Source organism: Bradyrhizobium sp. INPA03-11B, assembly GCF_040446015.1.
GTDB lineage: Bacteria > Pseudomonadota > Alphaproteobacteria > Rhizobiales > Xanthobacteraceae > Bradyrhizobium > Bradyrhizobium macuxiense_A.
Map to the genome: position 1 here is coordinate 1 of NZ_JASGSR010000159.1, position 15,786 is coordinate 15,786.

Here is a 15,786-nt window from a genome sequence, read left to right on the forward strand (position 1 = left end):
CAACGGCGAGGCCGGCTATGAGCCGGAGGTGCTGCGCGGCGGCCTGCACGTGATGTTTCCCCTCATGTACCGGATCCATCGCTCGGACCTCGTGACCGTCGGCCAGGGCAAGATCGCCTATGTGTTCGCGCGCGACGGCGCGGCGCTGGAGCCGTCGCAGGTGCTCGGTGCCAACGACACCGAGGACAAGTCGGACTTCCAGGACGCGCGCCGCTTCCTGCTCGGCGGCGGCCAGAAGGGTCCGCAGCGCAAGATCCTGCGCGAGGGTACCTATGCGATCAACACCACGCAGTTCGCCGTGATCACCGACGAGCGCGTCTACGGTCATGCCTTGAGCGAGCGCGAGCGCGGCGTGCTCGAGAGCATGCAACTCACGATCACCGAGCGCTGGGGCTTTGCCCCGGTCGTGCTGGCGGCCGACCACGATTTGGTCGGCATCGTCACCGTGCATGACGGCCCGTCGCTGCCTCCGGGCGAGATCATCGCGCCCGAGGTCGGCATCGAGCTGCATGATGCTGCGACCTTTCACAACAATTTCCAGGAGCCCGAGAAATTCCTCAGCGCCGGCGGCTATCGCGGCCGCCAGCTCCAGGTCATCGTCGAGGGCACCTGGTACATCAACCGGCTGTTCGCGACCGTCGAGGCGGTGCCGAAGACGGTGATCCCGGTCGGTAATGTCGGCGTCGTCATCTTCTACACCGGCCCGCGCACCGACGACGTCTCGGGCGAGCAGTATCGCCATGGCGAGCTGGTGCTCAACGGCAGCCGCGGCGTCTGGAAGGACCCGCTGCTGCCGGGCAAATACGCCTTCAACACCTATGCCGGCAAGATCGAGATCATTCCGACCGTCAACTTCATCCTGAAATGGATGCGTGGCGAGGTTGGCGCGATGAAGCTCGACGAGAACCTGTCCGAGATCTCGCTGATCACCAAGGACGCGTTCGAGCCGACGCTGCCGCTCTCGGTGGTGATGCACATCGACTACAAGAAGGCGCCGATGATCATCCAGCGCTTCGGCGACGTGAAGAAGCTGGTCGAGCAGACACTCGACCCGATGGTCTCTGCGTTCTTCAAGAACATCGCGCAAAAGATGACGCTGATCGAGCTGTTGCAGAACCGCGCCGCGATCCAGGCGGAAGCGGCCCACGACATGAAGGCGAGGTTCGAGAGCTATTCGCTCGACCTTCAGGAGGTCCTGATCGGCACGCCGCGTGCGGCGCCCGGTGACCACACCATCGAGAACATCCTGATCCAGCTTCGCTCGCGCCAGATCGCGCGCGAGCAGATCGAGACCTATCAGGAGCAGGAGAAGGCCGCGGTGCAGGAGCGCGCGCTGAACGAAGCCAAGGCGACGGCGGCGGCGCAGTCGGCGCTGACGCAGTCGCTGATCCAGGTCAAGGTCAACGAGAACGAGGGCGCCGCGGCACTCGCCCGCGCGCAGAAGGATGCCGAGACGCGGAAGGTGACCGCAGCCGCGGTCGGCCAGCAGTCACGGCTGGAAGGCCAGGGTGAGGCCGACCGGGTGCTGGCGGTCGGCACCGCGAACGCGCAGGCGACCAAGCTGTCGGTCGATGCCTATGGCGGGCCGGAGTACCGGCTTGCCGAGCAGAACTTCGCGAAGTTCGCCGAGGCGCTGACGCGGATCAATCAGCCGCTGGTGCCGCAATTCCTGATGTCGGGCGGGCAGGGCACGGAGGGCAACAGCGCCGGCCTGATCCCGACCGCGATGCTGAGCTCGATGTTCGGGCAGATGATGCCCGGCGCATTGGAGAAGCTGAAGGACGAGGCACCGAAGGCCGCGCGCCGGACCAACGGTCAGTAAGGCCGCGATCATGCGATGAGGTCGAATAGCGGCCGCAAGGAAGTGCGCTCCCTCTTCCCGCTTGCGGGGGAGGGCTGGGGTGGGGGCCCTCTCCGCGAATCGCATTATGGAGAGAGCCCCCACCCGCATCGCATCTCCGATGCGCTGCGGCCTCCCCCGCAAGCGGGAGAGGCGAAGGGAGGCGGCGTGCGACAATCGCGCCGCCGATTTCATTCGATCTTTTCAATATTCCTCGCGCAGCAGGGTCAATCAGCGACCATCGGTCCGAATGGCTCCCAGCGCTCGCCGGTGAAGCGCATCATCCGGAACTGCTTGACCACACGATAGTCGCTCTGGCTGGTGTTGATGGAGAGGCCCGGCAGCAGCAGATCGAGCTTCACATCCCTGAGATTGGCCGCTTGGCGCATGACGTTGTCGCGCGAGAGATCGTCGCCGCATTGCCGCAGCACCTGCACCAAGAGCTCGGCCGCGCTGTAGCCGTAGGTCGTGAAGATGCTCTTTCTGTCCCCCTCCGGAAAATACGAGGCCATGAAGGCCGTCCATGTCCTCATGCCCGCATCGTCCGCCCAGGTCGGGTCGGCGGCCTCCTTGAACGAGCTCGCCGAGATCAGCCCCTTGACGTTCTCAAGTCCCGCGGGCGCCAGCACCGCGTCGATCGAGGACGAGCCGACGCCGAGCAGATTAACAGGCTTCCAGCCGAGCTCCGCGGCCTTGCGGATCGCCTGGGCGGCGAACTTCGGCGCGGCCATGTCGATCAGCACGTTGACGCCGGCGGCCTTGAGCCGCACCACCTGCGAGTCGATGGTCGGGTCCGTCATCTCATAGGGCGCCTCGGACGCGAGCATCACTGCAGCCTTCACGCCGAGCCCGTCGTTCAGGCCGGCGAGATAGTCCTTGCCGCTCTCGTCATTCTGGTAGAGCAGGCCGATCCTGGCGTCCGGATAATTGTCGAGGATGAAGCGCACGTAGACGCGAATCTCGGTCCGCAGGTTCGGCGCGAATCCCATGGTCCATGGAAACTCGGCGGGATCCTCGAAGCGCGTCGAGCGCCCCCCAACGAACAGCTGCGGGACGTGATGGTCGTTGAGATATTTCTGAACGGCGACGTTGGAGGCCGTGCCGGGCGTCTGGAAGGTGAACAGCACCTCGTCGCCTTCGACCAGCTTGCGGGTCTGCTCGACCGTCTTGGATGGCGTCGCCGCATCGTCATAGGAGATCAGCTTGATCTTGCGTCCGTTGATTCCGCCGCGCTCGTTGATCATCCGGAAATAGGCGGCCTGGAGCTTGCCGATCACCGAGACGGACGACGCCGGCCCGCTATAGGGCATGGTCTGCCCGATCCTGATCTCGGTGTCGCTGGCGCCGGGATCGTATTTGCGGCTTTCCGCAAGCGCGTTGGCGGCGGCAAGGAAGCTGACGCCGATGATCGCAGCCCAAGCTGTCGGCCTGCACCGGGCTTTATGCATCGCGTTGCCCAACACTGTCCCGGCTTGAAGTCGGGGCGCCCCGCGTGCCGGACTGCGGCAGGTGCGGTACGACCTCCGGCAGCGTTTTCCATTCCGGCGTCGGCGGCGTCTCGCCCGGGCGCGGCACAAAGGCGGAGCGTGCCGTCATGGCGAGATCGGGCACATAGCGCGGACAGTTTGGATAGATGTCGCGGCATTCGACGCGGATCACGGCCTTGGCGCCGTGGTGGCGCGTCAGGCTTTCGGCGTCGCGATGAATGCTGGCGTCTCCGTTGATGCGAATCCGGTAGCTCCTGCCGTCGAAGGTCATGAACAACAGCCCGACCTTCGGATTCATGGCGATATTGCCGAGCGTCCGGTACATCAGGTTGCCGTCGTAGTCGGGAAACTCCAGCGTGCTCGGGCCGATGATCCTGACGAACCCGGGATCGCCTCCCTTGAAGCTGCAGTCCGGATGATCGCCATGAGATGACGCAATGAAGAAGAAACTTGCCGCCGTGATGTGCGCCACGTCCCGTTCGGAAAATTCGCCGTGCCTGGCGCTGGTCGCCAGGAAATCGGCCAGGCGCCGGCCATCGGCCTGCTCCTGCAGCCCAAGCATCCCCTCGTGGTAAAATCCGCGTGCTTCCATGTCCGTTCTCGCGATTCAAACTGCGGCTTGGGCGAGACGACAGCATAGCACCGGCGCGCCGCCGGCCTCTCGCCGATCCCCCTGAATACGATGCGTCCTGTGCCTGCTTGCCGTCGGGCGGATTGCCGGAAACGTCGGGAAGGATGCCCGCATTCACGGGCAATACACCCGCGCGAAATGGCTTTGGTCCTTGAAGCAACGATCAGCGCGATCGCGAGGGCTGATCGATGAGCCCTGATGCGGCTTGGCGTCAGCTCTCGCTCACCTGAAGAGGCAGGTTATGTGCACTCACGCCCGCCACGAGAATTGCAGCGCTTGCAATCCAGAGCCAATAACCGCTTCCATATGAAATAATCTCCAACTCGCTGAACTTATCACTGAGTGGGACGGTAGCTACTCCCAGAAACGTCAGCGTAAGTCCCAACGCAAGGACGGCAGAGATCAACGCTGCGGATCGCTTGTCGGCAAGATATAAGAACCAGGCGGTTGCAATGATTGGGTTGGCAAGCCAAGCCGCATAGCCTGCATTGGGAAGCAACTGTTCGTGAAAACCAGCGACCACGGCGATGGAAGAGAAAGCGCAGATCAAGGCGGCAAGGTACCATCTTGCGCAGGCGCACAACCAACCCGCGAGTATTAGGACGAAAAGCGGCGGGTGAAGCCAACTGCTGAGCACGCCACCCCATCCCATAAGCAATATGCCAAGACCGGGCTCGCTTCTTCTCTCCCCCACAACGTAGCAACATTCGGTTACGAATGCTGTTTGGGTAAGACAAGCGATGAACATCGTCGCGCTTGCGACCAGGACGGCAGTACGCCAAGTCCTTAAGTTGCGGCCGCCATGACGAAGCCCGAAGAGAATGTTTAGTGCGCTGCTCAAGCCGGAACGACCTATCTCAATGAAACACGACGGTGGGCATCATAGGCCATAGACCGGTTTCGGTTTTTGCAGATTTTTAGGAGAATTTGCGTGCCCCAAATCAGCTTCGGGTCATAAGCCGCCCATAGCGACCGAAAACCGGGACCCCCCGGTTCACCTCGACGAGCCGACATTCCCGGCGACCCGTCAGGTACGGGTCATAAGCGCTCATTCAAGCCAGTCGAGACCGAATTGGCTTGCCTTGCTTGGCGTCCTTTTGCACTCTCAGGCAAGGAGGACGATGCATGAAGATCATGACCGTCGCGTGCGCTCTCGGAGCGGCCTTGGTGCTGTGTAACCTCGGAACGTCTGGTGCGGAAGCCCGGGCGCGGAAGGTACAAGTCGTCCATGAACCAAGGAGGGTCGTTATCCCGACGCCCGTGATAAGGCCAACCCCGTGGGATTATTATATTGTTCCACGATATCAATATCGCCCTGAAGACGACCGGGTCGATCCATTCGGCCCGCCCCTGGAGTCGTCGTGGAGCCGCTATGAGGCGTGGCGGTGGCCATACTGGTGGTGAACAGCGATCACGCCAGGTAGATCGCATTCCCGGGGGGAGTGGTGATCGCCCCGTGACGGACGCGGAGGTGAAGCGTAACGCCGGGACGAAGCCGCGCATCGTGATGCAGCGTTGTGGCTGCGGACCGCTATGGGTCAAAAGTGTGCGACGTCCCGGCCTCGGGGGGGGGGGGGCGGTGTCCGCTGTACTCTCGTATCCGACATCTCCTCGATGGTCCCGGAGGTCAGCTACGGGCCACAAGCTGTCATCAACTCGGCCGCCGCCTAGCGCTGTTGCGGCTATTTCTCAAAGCTGCGGACGGCCATATTGCCCTCGTCCATCCGAACGATGTGGCCGCGCTTATGGTCCTCGGCAACATAGAGGTCCCAGTGGGTCTCGAAGCCGGGCTTGCCATAACCGACTGTGGCGAGAGTGAGCGTGCCGGTGCAATCGGCATCCAACGTGTATGTCCCCTCCAGTTTTTCACGGCCTATCTTGCCGCCCCGGCTGGATGATTGTTTGCCAGACAGCTTCCCGGCCCCGTCGAAGACGAAAATCCCATAGTGAACGCGCTGTATGGTCGGCTCGATGGCTTCAATAAAGCCCCTTCCGACAAAAATGTAGCTGCCCTTCAGGGCGCCTACGGAGCAGCGCTCCTCCGAGTGAGCAGAAAGAGAAGTAGAGGCAAACAGCAAAATTGCGAGAGAGACGCTCCAATTATATTTTGGCACGAAATGCCCCCGTACTGAACATTGGCTGTGGCCAGCGCGATGAAAACACTGTTTCCATTGCGCGGCAATCGTCTGGTCCCACACGCTTGCTCGGGTCCGCTCTGGGTCAAAAGCCGTCGATGACGACCGATCCTGGCAACTAACGCTTCCCCCAAAAGCCGACTTTGTGAGTCCACGGCCAGCCATCTCGCAGATCTTTCGCGTGCAAGAGCGCGCGCTGAATGGGGCGAAGGCGACGGCGCCGACGCAATCACCGGGCGAGGGCATGATTTCGGAATATTGGAAATATGCCCCTGATTTGCCCGACGTGTCAAGTTGCATGGTCGAACGCCGGCGGCCGTCGGCTCCTTTGCATGGGGTTGTTTTCGATATTTTGCAGCGCCCGGCTGCACGCGCTTCGGCCGGCCCAACGTTGATCGGCGGCGCGTGTCGATCGCGCCGCCGATCCTATTCGGTCTTGTCGACGTTCCAGAACACCGGCGGCGCCGGGCCTTCGAGCACGCCGGTCAGCGATTTGCGCCAGGCGCTCGGCAAGCGGAACTGGCCGAGCGGGATGTAGATCACCTGTTCGTAGGCTTCCTTCTGGATCTCCACGGCGAACTTCTTCTGCTCCTCAGGAGAAGCGGCACGCGCGTAGGCGTCGCGCATCTGCTCGAGCTTGGCGTCTTCGGGCCAGCCGAACCAGGCTTTCTTGCCGTTCGCGGCGATCTGGTTGTTGACGATCGGGTTCATCACCTCGGTGGCGCCGGTGAAGGTGAAGAACAGGTTCCAGCCGCCTTCCTTGGGTGGCTTCTGGCTGGCGCGGCGGCTCACCACGGTCTGCCAGTCCGTCACCTGCGCGTCGACATTGAAGCCGGCCGCGCGCAACAGCTGCGCTGCGACCGTCGGCGGCCCCTTCAGCGTCTGCACGTCGCCGGGGATCATGATCACGACGGGCGTGCCGTCATAGCCCGAGGCGGCGAGCGCCTTCTTGGCCTCGGCCATGCCGTTGCCCTTGATCAGCGTCTCCGCGCCGGCGTCGCTGGCGAGCGGCGTGTCGCAGGCGAAATAGGAGCCGCAAATCTCGTAAAACTTCGCGTTGCCGACGGTGGCGTCGAGCACGTCCTTCTGGTTCATCGCCAGGAAGGCGGCGCGGCGGACCTTGGGGTTGTCGAACGGCGGATGCAGGAAATTCATCCGGCCCTCGATCTGGAAGCCGAACTTGTTCAGCACGGCCACGGTGAGATCGGAATTGGCCTCGAGCACCGTGAGCAGGTCGACCGAGGGCTGTTCCAGGAAGTCGATCTCACCGGATTGCAGCGCGTTGATCGCGGTCTGCGCGTCGGGCATCGTGATCCATTCGACGCGATCGACCTTCGCGACCTTGCCGCCCGACAGCCAATCCGGCTTTTCCTTGCGCGGCACGTAGTCGGCGTTGCGCTCATAAACCGCCTTCACGCCCGGCTGGAATTCGCTCGCCACGAATTTGAACGGCCCGCAGCCGATCTGTTCGGCGATCTGCATGCCGGGCGGCGTCCCGGCGAGCCGCTTCGGCATCATGAACGCGACGTAGGACGAGGGCTTTGCCAGCGACTCCAGCACGAGGCCATACGGCTCCTTGAGCTTGAGCACGATGGCCTTCGGCCCGCTGGCTTCGAGGGAAGCCGTGAATTCGGCCAGCTTCTGCGCCATGCCGTCGACGGCGGTCCAGCGCTTCAGCGAGGCGATGCAGTCCTCGGCCGTGACCGGCGCGCCGTCATGCCATTTCAGGCCGTCGCGCAGCGTGAAGGTGTAGGTTAGCTTGTCGTCGGAGATGGTCCAGTCCGCCATCTGCGGCCGGACCTTGAAGCTGGAATCGATGCCGAGCAGCGTGTCGTAGACCATGTAGCCATGGTCGCGGGTGATGTAGGCGGTGGTGAAACCGGGATCGATGATGCGCAGGTCCGAATGCATCACAGCGGTGACGGTCTTGCCCTTGGCCGCGGCGACCGCGCGCGATGACAGGATGGCCGGGGCCGCGATCGCCGGCGGCACGCTGGCCGCGAGCTTGAGGAGTGTTCTGCGCGAAACATCCGCCATTCAGCATCTCCCGATTTATCGTTGCGCCGGCACGTATGCCGCAGCGACCGGCATGCTTCACGAATTCGTTGTTGAAAGCAAGCAAGGGCCGTGCCGCCAGTCTGGCGTCAGATTTCCTGGATCGGTCAGGTGAACGTTCGATGACCGCGGTCGCGGCGCGCGCCATCGCCGGCACCGCACAAGTCCGCATCCTGCATAGGAGCCTGCGCTTCCTGCCGCACCTCGCAGGCTGTTCGGACCCTGATCCGCCGTGTAGGCTTATGGTCCTGCCGGCCAGCAATAAGGCCATATCCCCTTAAGGGAACAAGCAGCGCGAACGAGCAGCCGAGGGAGACTGGAAGAACCGTCATGACCGATATCCGATACGTAGCACCGCGCACGCTTGATGAAGCGATTGGCGCATTTGCTGCCGCCGGGAGTGCCGCCCGCATTATGGCTGGGGGTACCGACTTATTGGTGCAAATGCGCTCCGGCCTGGTGCGGCCGGGATTGATCGTCGACATCAAGAAGATCGGCGAGATGACCGAGATCACCGAGACCGCCGATGGCGGTTTCCGCGTCGGGGCCGCCGTCTCCGGCATGGAGCTCGCCGAGCACGCGCGCTTCGGCAAGGTGTGGCCCGGCGTGCTCGAGGCCGTGAACCTGATCGGCTCCAAACAGGTGCAGGGCCGCGCCTCCGCCGGCGGCAATCTCTGCAACGGCTCGCCGGCCGGCGACAGCGTGCCGGCGATGATCGCGGCGGGCGCGGTCGTCATCGTGCAGGGCCCGAACGGCCGCCGCGAGATCAAGGTCGAGGACGTGCCGGCCGGACCGGGCCGCACCAACCTCAAGCCGGGCGAGATCCTGGTCAGTTTTGCACTCCCGCCGCGGCCGAAGGGTTCGGGCGACGCCTACTTGCGGATGATTCCGCGCACCGAGATGGACATCGCGGTGGTTGGGATCGGCGTCAGCCTGACCCTGAAGGACGGCGTCTGCACCGCGGCACGCGTCGGCCTTGGTGCGGTGGCGCCGACCGCGCTTCTCGTTGAACCGGCGGCCAAGGCGCTTGTTGGTTCGAAGCTCGACGATGCGGCGCTGGAAGCAGCTAGCGCGGCATGCCGCGCCGCCTGTCGTCCGATCGACGACAAGCGCGGCACCATCGCGTATCGCACCAAAACCGCCGGCGTGCTGCTGAAGCGTACCGCCGCGATCGCCGCCCAGCGCGCGGGAGGACATTAGCACCATGGCGAAACTGCACGTCACCACCTCGGTCAACGGCGAGCCGGCCGAATTCCTGTGCGAGCCCTATGAGACCATGCTCGACGCGTTGCGCGGGCAGTTGGGGCTCACCGGCTCCAAGGAAGGCTGCGCCTCCGGCGATTGCGGCGCCTGTTCGATCACGCTCGACGGCCGGCTGGTCTGCTCCTGCCTGATGCTCGCGGCCGAAGCCGAGGGCCACGAGATCCGCACCATCGAGGGCATGGCCAAGGGCGACAGACTGCATCCGTTGCAGCAGAAGTTCCTCGAGCACGCCGCGCTCCAATGCGGCATCTGTACCTCGGGGATGCTGGTCGCCTCCGAGGCGTTGCTCGCCAAAAATTCCGATCCGACCGAAGAGGAAGTCCGCTTCTGGCTCGCCGGCAATCTCTGCCGGTGCACCGGTTACGACAAGATCGTCCGCGCGGTGATGGAGACCGCGGCTGAAATGCGGGAGACTGCACGATGAACGTCGTCAACAACAAATGGATCGGCCAGCGCACCATCCGGCCCGATGGCGTCGACAAGGTCACGGGGCGCGCGGCGTTTGCCGCCGACACCACCATGCCCGGCATGATCTGGGGCAAGGTGCTGCGCAGCCCGCATCCGCATGCCCGCATCAAGTCGATCAACACCGCGAAGGCCGAGGCGCTGCCCGGCGTCAAGGCGGTGGTCACGTCGCGTGATATCGTCGACTTCACGATCGAGAAGGGCGCGGTGATGCTCGGCATCCAGGACATGCGCTGGATGTGCCGCAACGTGATGGCGCGCGACAAGGCGCTGTTCCCCGGCCACCCCGTCGCCGCCGTCGCCGCGACCACGGAGGCGATCGCAGCGGAAGCCTGCAAGCTGATCGAGGTCGATTACGAGGTGCTGCCCTGGGCGATCGAGATCGACGATGCGCTCAAGCCCGACGCACCGATCCTGCACGAATTCAACAAATTCGACGGCAAGCCCTCGAACATCATGGGCCGCATCGAATCCAAGAAGGGCGACATCGCGATAGGATTCAAGGACGCCGAGATCGTGATCGAGCGCTCCTTCACGACGCGCCCGGTGCATCAGGGCTATATCGAGCCGCATGCCTGCCTGATCTCGGTCGCGGCCGACGGCAAGACCACGATCTGGTCGTCGAGCCAGGGCCAGTTCATGGTGCGCGCGATGACGTCGATGCTCACGGGCATCCCGCAGAGCGACATCCGCGCCATCCCCGCCGAGATCGGCGGCGGCTTCGGCGGCAAGACCATTGTCTATCTCGAGCCCCTTGCGACCTTGCTCGCCAAGAAATCCGGCCGCCCGGTCAAGATGGTGATGACGCGCGAGGAGGTGATGCGCGCCACCGGGCCGACCTCGGCCTCGAAGAGCACGGTGAGGATCGGCGCGAAGAAAGACGGCACCATCGTCGCCGCGCACGGCAGCTTCTATCTGCAGGCCGGCGCCTTCCCGGGCTCGCCGATCCGCGGTGCGGTCGGGTGCAGCTTTGCGCCCTACGACATTCCGCATGTGCTGTCGGAGGGATTCGACGTCTGCTCGAACCGCTCCAAGGTCGCGGCCTATCGCGCGCCCGGTGCGCCGATCGGCGCCTACGCGGTGGAATGCGTGCTCGACGAACTCGCAGAAGCGCTCAAGGTGGATCCGCTGGCGCTGCGGCTGAAGAACGCGGCGAAGGAAGGCACCAAGGCCGCGCACGGCCCGGTGTTCCCGCGCATCGGCTATATCGAGACGCTGCAAGCCGCAAAGAACCATCCGCATTATGCCGCGCCGCTCGGCAAGCTGCAGGGCAGAGGTGTGGCTAGCGGCTTCTGGTTCAATGCCGGCGGTGAATCCTCCGCGCAAGTGAACATCACCGAGGACGGCAACGTCGTCGTCACGACGGGGCATCCCGACATCGGCGGCTCGCGCGCCGGCATTGCCAACATCTGCGCCGAGCTGCTCGGCATCGACTACAAGCGCGTCTCCGTCATCATCGGCGACACCCAGACGGTCGGCTTCTCCAACCTCACCGGCGGCAGCCGTGTGCTGTTCGCCTCCTCGATGGTGGTGACGCAGGCGGCCGACAAGGTGATCGCGACCTTGCGCGAGCGCGCGGCGAAGCTCTGGGAGATCGACCCTGAAGCCGTGAAGTGGGAGAACGGCGCCGCGCATCCTGTCAGCCCGAACGCCGGCCAGTTCGAGCCGCTGACGCTCGCGGACCTTGCCGAGAAGGCGCCGTCGCAGGGCGGTCCGATCGGCGCCAGCGTGCAGCTCAACACGCAAGGCGCGGAAGGCGGTTTCGGCACGCATATCTGCGACGTCGAGGTCGATGTCGATCTCGGCATCGTGCGCGTGATCCGCTACACGGCCGTGCAGGATGTCGGCCGTGCCGTGCATCCGAGCTATGTCGAGGGCCAGCTGCAGGGCGGCGTCGCGCAGGGCATCGGCTGGGCGCTGAACGAGGAGTACATCTACAACAAGGACGGCAAGGTCGATAATCCAGGCTTCCTCGACTATCGTATGCCGGTCTGCTCCGACCTGCCGATGCTCGACTGCGCGCTGGTCGAGGTGCCGAACCCGAAGCATCCGCAGGGCGTCAAGGGCGTCGGCGAGGTGCCGCTGGTGCCGGTCATGGCTGCGGTCGCCAACGCCGTGCACAACGCGCTCGGCAAGCGCTTCTACAGCCTGCCGATGTCACCGCCGAAGGTGTCGGCGGCGCTGGATGCGCCGACGCAGCAGGCCGCCGAGTAGGGAGCGTAGGGTGGGTTAGGCTTCGCTAACCCGCCCTACGGTTGTGGGCCATTGACGTTTCCGGCTCCGCCTCGGCAAGATCGGACAATGACCCACCCCGACGAACTGTCCGCCTACATGATCTTCAGCCGGAGCGATTGGGCGGCGCTGCGCGCCAACACGTCGCTGACGCTGTCGGATGCCGATCTCGCGGCGCTGCGCGGCCTCAACGGGCCGATCACGTCAGCCGAAGTCAGTGACGTCTACCTGCCGCTGACCCGGCTGCTGAACCTGCATTTTTCGGCGGCGCGCAATCTGATGCAGGTCAAGGCGGAGTTTCTCGGCCGGCCGGCGCGCCGTTCGCCCTACATCGTGGCGTTGGCCGGCAGCGTCGGCGTCGGCAAGAGCACCTTTGCCCGCGTGCTGTGTGCGCTCTTGGCCGGCTGGGCCGATCACCCGCGGGTCGAATTGGTGACGACCGACGGCTTCCTGCATCCCAACGGCGTTCTGGAAGAGCGCGGCCTGATGCGGCGCAAGGGTTTTCCCGAGAGCTACGATCTGCCGCGGATGCTGCGGTTTCTCGCGGCCGCCAAGGCGGGTGAACGCGAGCTCGAGCTGCCCGTGTACTCGCATCTGATCGGCGACATCGTGCCGTCGGAACGCCAGGTCATCCAGCAGCCGGATATCCTCGTGTTCGAGGGTCTCAATGTGCTGCTGGCGCGCGGCACGGCGCCGGTGGTGGTCTCGGACTTCTTCGACTTCTCGATCTACCTCGATGCCGACGAGGCCGACATCCAGTCCTGGTATGTCGAGCGCTTCCTCAGGCTGCAGCCGACCGCGTTCCGGAATCCCGCCTCCTATTTCCACCACTACCGGGACCTGCCGCCCGGCGACGCGCGCGAGGTCGCGGAGCGGCTGTGGCGCGAGCACCACCGCGCCAATCTCAGGGAGAACATCCTTCCGACGCGGACGCGCGCCGACGTCGTGCTGCGCAAGCGCTCCGATCACTCGATCGGTGAAGTCTGGTTGCGGGAGACGTAGAGCGGAGAAGTAGGGCAGATTAGCCGACCGCGTCCGCCGTAGCTCAACGAGCGAAGGCGGAAGGCGTAATCCGCCGTCTTTCCGTGGATCAAGCGGTGGCGGGTTACGCATCGCTAACCCGCCCTACGTTTTTGCCGTTAGCGCAACTCCTTCCCCAGCTGCGCAAACACTGTCTCGCAGGTCATCAAATCCAGATGGCCGCCGCCGGCGTTCTTGAAGAACGTGATGTCATCGGCCGACTGCCGGCCGGTGACTGCACCGCTCGCGAGGTCGTAATGGTCGCCGAGCACGTCGCTCTCCTTGATCGCGCCGCTGGCGATCGGCTGCAGGATGTCGCCGACGCCATCGAAGGCGGATTCGCGGCGGTCGACGAAGATGCGCGAGCGCCGCGCCGCCTCGTCGTCGGACTCGCGGGTGTCGGGGGTGAAGCCGCCGACCAGATCGAGATGGGTGCCGGGCTTCAAATTGGCGCCCTTGATCAGCGGCTCGCGCGAGCGGGTGCAGGTGGTGATGATGTCGGCCTCGCCGGTCGCGGCGTCGAGATCGCTCACCGCCTCGGCGGCGATGCCGTCGGCCTCCAGCAGCGTGGCGAGCTCCTGCGCGCGCTCGACGGTCCGGTTCCAGACCCGCACCCGCTTCAACGACGGCCGCACCGTGCGGTGGCCGCGCACCAGCCAGCGCGCCATCTCGCCGGCGCCGACCACCAGCAGCGTCTCGGCATCTGGCCGTGCAAGGTGCTTGGCGCCGAGCGCGGAATCCGCGGCGGTCTTCCAATGGGTGATCTCCGCGGCGTCCATCACCGCGAGCGGCCGGCCGTCATTGCCGTCGAACAGCACGCAGACCGCCTGCACGGCCGGCAGCTTGCCGTGCGCGAGGTTGCCCGGGAAGCTGGTGTACAGCTTGGTCATCATGAACCGGCCGGCATCGACCGCGCTGCGGGTCACCAGCTGCTGGCCCTTGTCGTCGCCGAGATAGCCGTCATGGACCGCGATCTTGGGCCGCCGGTGCGCCGCCTCGATCGCCTCGATCAGGATCGGAAAGCTCAGGACGCGGTTGACCTCGCTGTCGTCGACAATATGCACGTGGTTCTCTCCTCAGGCACCCTTGCGCGCCTCCTGGAGCCGCGCCAAAGCCGCACCGGACTGGATAGCGCGTGGGGAAGGCTAGTCAACCGGACATGCGCCGCACCGCGCCCCTTGCTATCCTGCGCACCTGATTCTCTCGCAGGTCTCCGCAAGCCGTGGTTGCAGTCCTCGTCGCCATCCTGATCTTCATGCTGCTCGGCGGCGCCGCGCTTGGGACCATGGCGATCCATGGCCGGCTCGGGGATCATCACCGCAGCGACGAGACCAATACCTCGGTACGCCTGGTCGCGACGCTGTTCTTCACCATGCCGTCGCTGCTGCTCGGCCTGATGATGAACAACTCGGCCAACACCTATGTGGCGGTCGACCGCAATTTGCATGTGTTCGCCACCGACCTCATCCTGCTCGACCGCAGCCTGCGGCCGCTCGGTCCCAGCGCCGACGAGCCGCGCCGGCGGCTGCTCGCCTATGTCGAGCAAGTGCTCAAGGATGTGCCGATCTCACGTGCGAACGAGGTGTCCGAACATCTGCTCGACGAGGTCGGCACCAGTCTCCGCGAGCTCAGGTTCAACGACGAGCAGAAGATTGCGCTGTGGAACGATGCAAGGTCGCTCTATCGGCAGGCGGTGCAGCAGCGCTGGACCTTTGTCGAGCAGTCCGACGGTTCGTTCCCGTCGCCGCTGATCTGCATTCTGGTCGGATGGCTGACGCTGATGTTTGCGACGCTGGGCTTTCGCGCGCCGCGCAACGCGGTCGTGATCTCGACCTATGTCGCCGCGGCGGCGCTGGTCTCGGCCGCGATCTATTTGATCCTCGAAATGAGCACGCCGTTCTCCGGCCCGATCCAGATTTCCGACCGCCCGCTGGTGCGCGCGGCGGAGGAGATCAGGCGGTAGCTCATTCGGATCGGGCTACGCGGCGGTATCGGCACGCGCTCTCGGCTTTATTCCCCTCACATCAGTCGCTCGGCCGGAAATTGTTTCCGCACCGCCGGTGGAATAGTGCAGGCCTTCGCGCGTCCTTAGGCATGCAAGTCGTTTGCATTCGAAAGGGAGACATCATGAAGACAACGCTCGCACTCGCGCTCGCCACCGCCGCTTCGTTCGCACTCGCGTCTGCCGCCTTTGCCGCGCCGCCGACCAAGACCGGCACGACGGCGAAGGGGCCCGTCCTGACCGATACCAAGGGCATGACGCTCTACACCTTCGACAAGGACACCGACGGCAAGTCGGCCTGCAACGGCCCCTGTGCGACCAACTGGCCGGTGCTGAAGGCGGAAGCCAGCGACAAGGCCGAAGGCGGCTACACCATCATCTCCCGCGACGATGGCTCGAAGCAGTGGGCCTACAAGGGCAAGCCGCTCTATACCTTCGCCAAGGACCAGAAGGCCGGCGACATCACCGGCGACGGCTTTCTCAACGGCGCCTGGCACCTCGCGCAGCCCTGAGGTGTTGCGAGGAGCAGAGCAGGGCGGGTTAGCGCAAGCCTAACCCGCCATCTCCTGTCTCTTATACACATCTCCGAGCCCACGAGACATGTCCAGCAATCTCGGTTGCCGGCTTGTGGGTGAATAGTGGGGGGGGGGGGGGGG

At 64.6% G+C, this 15,786-nt stretch carries 13 protein-coding genes; 7 read left to right on the forward strand and 6 right to left on the reverse strand.

The window, feature by feature from the left end; genetic code table 11:
* A partial coding sequence (locus QMZ05_RS36825; protein ID WP_353705210.1) for an SPFH domain-containing protein occupies positions 1 to 1,822 on the forward strand: 1,822 nt, incomplete at its 5' end.
* 245 nt (positions 1,823 to 2,067) lie between these two features.
* Here the strand turns inward: QMZ05_RS36825 and QMZ05_RS36830 are convergent.
* From QMZ05_RS36830 to QMZ05_RS36850, 5 genes are all read right to left on the reverse strand, one after another.
* On the reverse strand, positions 2,068 to 3,288 hold the full coding sequence (locus QMZ05_RS36830; protein WP_353705211.1) for an ABC transporter substrate-binding protein: 1,221 nt from the start codon (positions 3,286 to 3,288) through the stop codon (positions 2,068 to 2,070).
* Entirely contained in the window at positions 3,281 to 3,919 is a 639-nt protein-coding gene (locus QMZ05_RS36835) for a pyridoxamine 5'-phosphate oxidase family protein (protein ID WP_353705212.1), read from the reverse strand. The genes QMZ05_RS36830 and QMZ05_RS36835 overlap by 8 nt, the downstream gene beginning before the upstream one ends.
* A gap of 250 nt (positions 3,920 to 4,169) precedes the next feature.
* Positions 4,170 to 4,595: a hypothetical protein gene (locus QMZ05_RS36840; protein ID WP_353705213.1), complete on the reverse strand. Its 426-nt coding sequence runs from the start codon at positions 4,593 to 4,595 to the stop codon at positions 4,170 to 4,172.
* Positions 4,596 to 5,640: 1,045 nt separating this feature from the next.
* A complete protein-coding gene (locus tag QMZ05_RS36845) occupies positions 5,641 to 6,156 on the reverse strand; it encodes a hypothetical protein (RefSeq protein WP_353705214.1) in 516 nt (171 codons plus the stop codon).
* 363 nt (positions 6,157 to 6,519) lie between these two features.
* Positions 6,520 to 8,004, reverse strand: a complete 1,485-nt coding sequence (locus QMZ05_RS36850) for an ABC transporter substrate-binding protein (RefSeq protein WP_353705221.1) — start codon at positions 8,002 to 8,004, stop codon at positions 6,520 to 6,522.
* 483 nt (positions 8,005 to 8,487) lie between these two features.
* Here QMZ05_RS36850 and QMZ05_RS36855 point away from each other — a divergent pair, with 483 nt between their 5' ends.
* From QMZ05_RS36855 to coaA, 4 genes are all read left to right on the forward strand, one after another.
* A complete protein-coding gene (locus tag QMZ05_RS36855; RefSeq protein ID WP_353705222.1) occupies positions 8,488 to 9,348 on the forward strand; it encodes a xanthine dehydrogenase family protein subunit M in 861 nt (286 codons plus the stop codon).
* Positions 9,349 to 9,352: 4 nt separating this feature from the next.
* A complete protein-coding gene (locus tag QMZ05_RS36860) occupies positions 9,353 to 9,835 on the forward strand; it encodes a (2Fe-2S)-binding protein (protein WP_353705215.1) in 483 nt (160 codons plus the stop codon).
* Positions 9,832 to 12,090: a xanthine dehydrogenase family protein molybdopterin-binding subunit gene (locus QMZ05_RS36865; RefSeq protein ID WP_353705216.1), complete on the forward strand. Its 2,259-nt coding sequence runs from the start codon at positions 9,832 to 9,834 to the stop codon at positions 12,088 to 12,090. Before QMZ05_RS36860 ends, QMZ05_RS36865 begins: the two co-directional genes overlap by 4 nt.
* Positions 12,091 to 12,177: 87 nt before the next feature.
* The gene (coaA, locus tag QMZ05_RS36870) at positions 12,178 to 13,110 is read left to right on the forward strand and encodes a type I pantothenate kinase (protein WP_353705217.1); all 933 of its coding nucleotides are present in this window, start codon (positions 12,178 to 12,180) and stop codon (positions 13,108 to 13,110) included.
* A gap of 137 nt (positions 13,111 to 13,247) precedes the next feature.
* Here the strand turns inward: coaA and QMZ05_RS36875 are convergent, their stop codons facing one another.
* Positions 13,248 to 14,192 (reverse strand): dehydrogenase, encoded by a 945-nt coding sequence (locus QMZ05_RS36875; RefSeq protein ID WP_353705218.1) that lies wholly within the window; start codon positions 14,190 to 14,192, stop codon positions 13,248 to 13,250.
* A 158-nt stretch (positions 14,193 to 14,350) separates the two neighbouring features.
* On the opposite strand from QMZ05_RS36875, the gene QMZ05_RS36880 reads away from it, so the two are divergent.
* A complete protein-coding gene (locus QMZ05_RS36880) occupies positions 14,351 to 15,091 on the forward strand; it encodes a hypothetical protein (protein WP_353705219.1) in 741 nt (246 codons plus the stop codon).
* A gap of 164 nt (positions 15,092 to 15,255) precedes the next feature.
* Positions 15,256 to 15,642 (forward strand): hypothetical protein, encoded by a 387-nt coding sequence (locus QMZ05_RS36885; protein ID WP_353705220.1) that lies wholly within the window; start codon positions 15,256 to 15,258, stop codon positions 15,640 to 15,642.
* The last annotated feature ends 144 nt before the right edge of the window (positions 15,643 to 15,786 follow it).

Coding starts and splice junctions, on each gene's coding strand:
- QMZ05_RS36830 (WP_353705211.1), bottom strand. CDS start 3,288: ATGCATAAAGCCCGGTGCAGGCCGACAGCTTGGGCTGCGATCATCGGC.
- QMZ05_RS36835 (WP_353705212.1), bottom strand. CDS start 3,919: ATGGAAGCACGCGGATTTTACCACGAGGGGATGCTTGGGCTGCAGGAG.
- QMZ05_RS36850 (WP_353705221.1), bottom strand. CDS start 8,004: ATGCATTCGGACCTGCGCATCATCGATCCCGGTTTCACCACCGCCTAC.
- QMZ05_RS36860 (WP_353705215.1), top strand. CDS start 9,353: ATGGCGAAACTGCACGTCACCACCTCGGTCAACGGCGAGCCGGCCGAA.
- QMZ05_RS36865 (WP_353705216.1), top strand. CDS start 9,832: ATGAACGTCGTCAACAACAAATGGATCGGCCAGCGCACCATCCGGCCC.
- coaA (WP_353705217.1), top strand. CDS start 12,178: ATGACCCACCCCGACGAACTGTCCGCCTACATGATCTTCAGCCGGAGC.
- QMZ05_RS36885 (WP_353705220.1), top strand. CDS start 15,256: ATGAAGACAACGCTCGCACTCGCGCTCGCCACCGCCGCTTCGTTCGCA.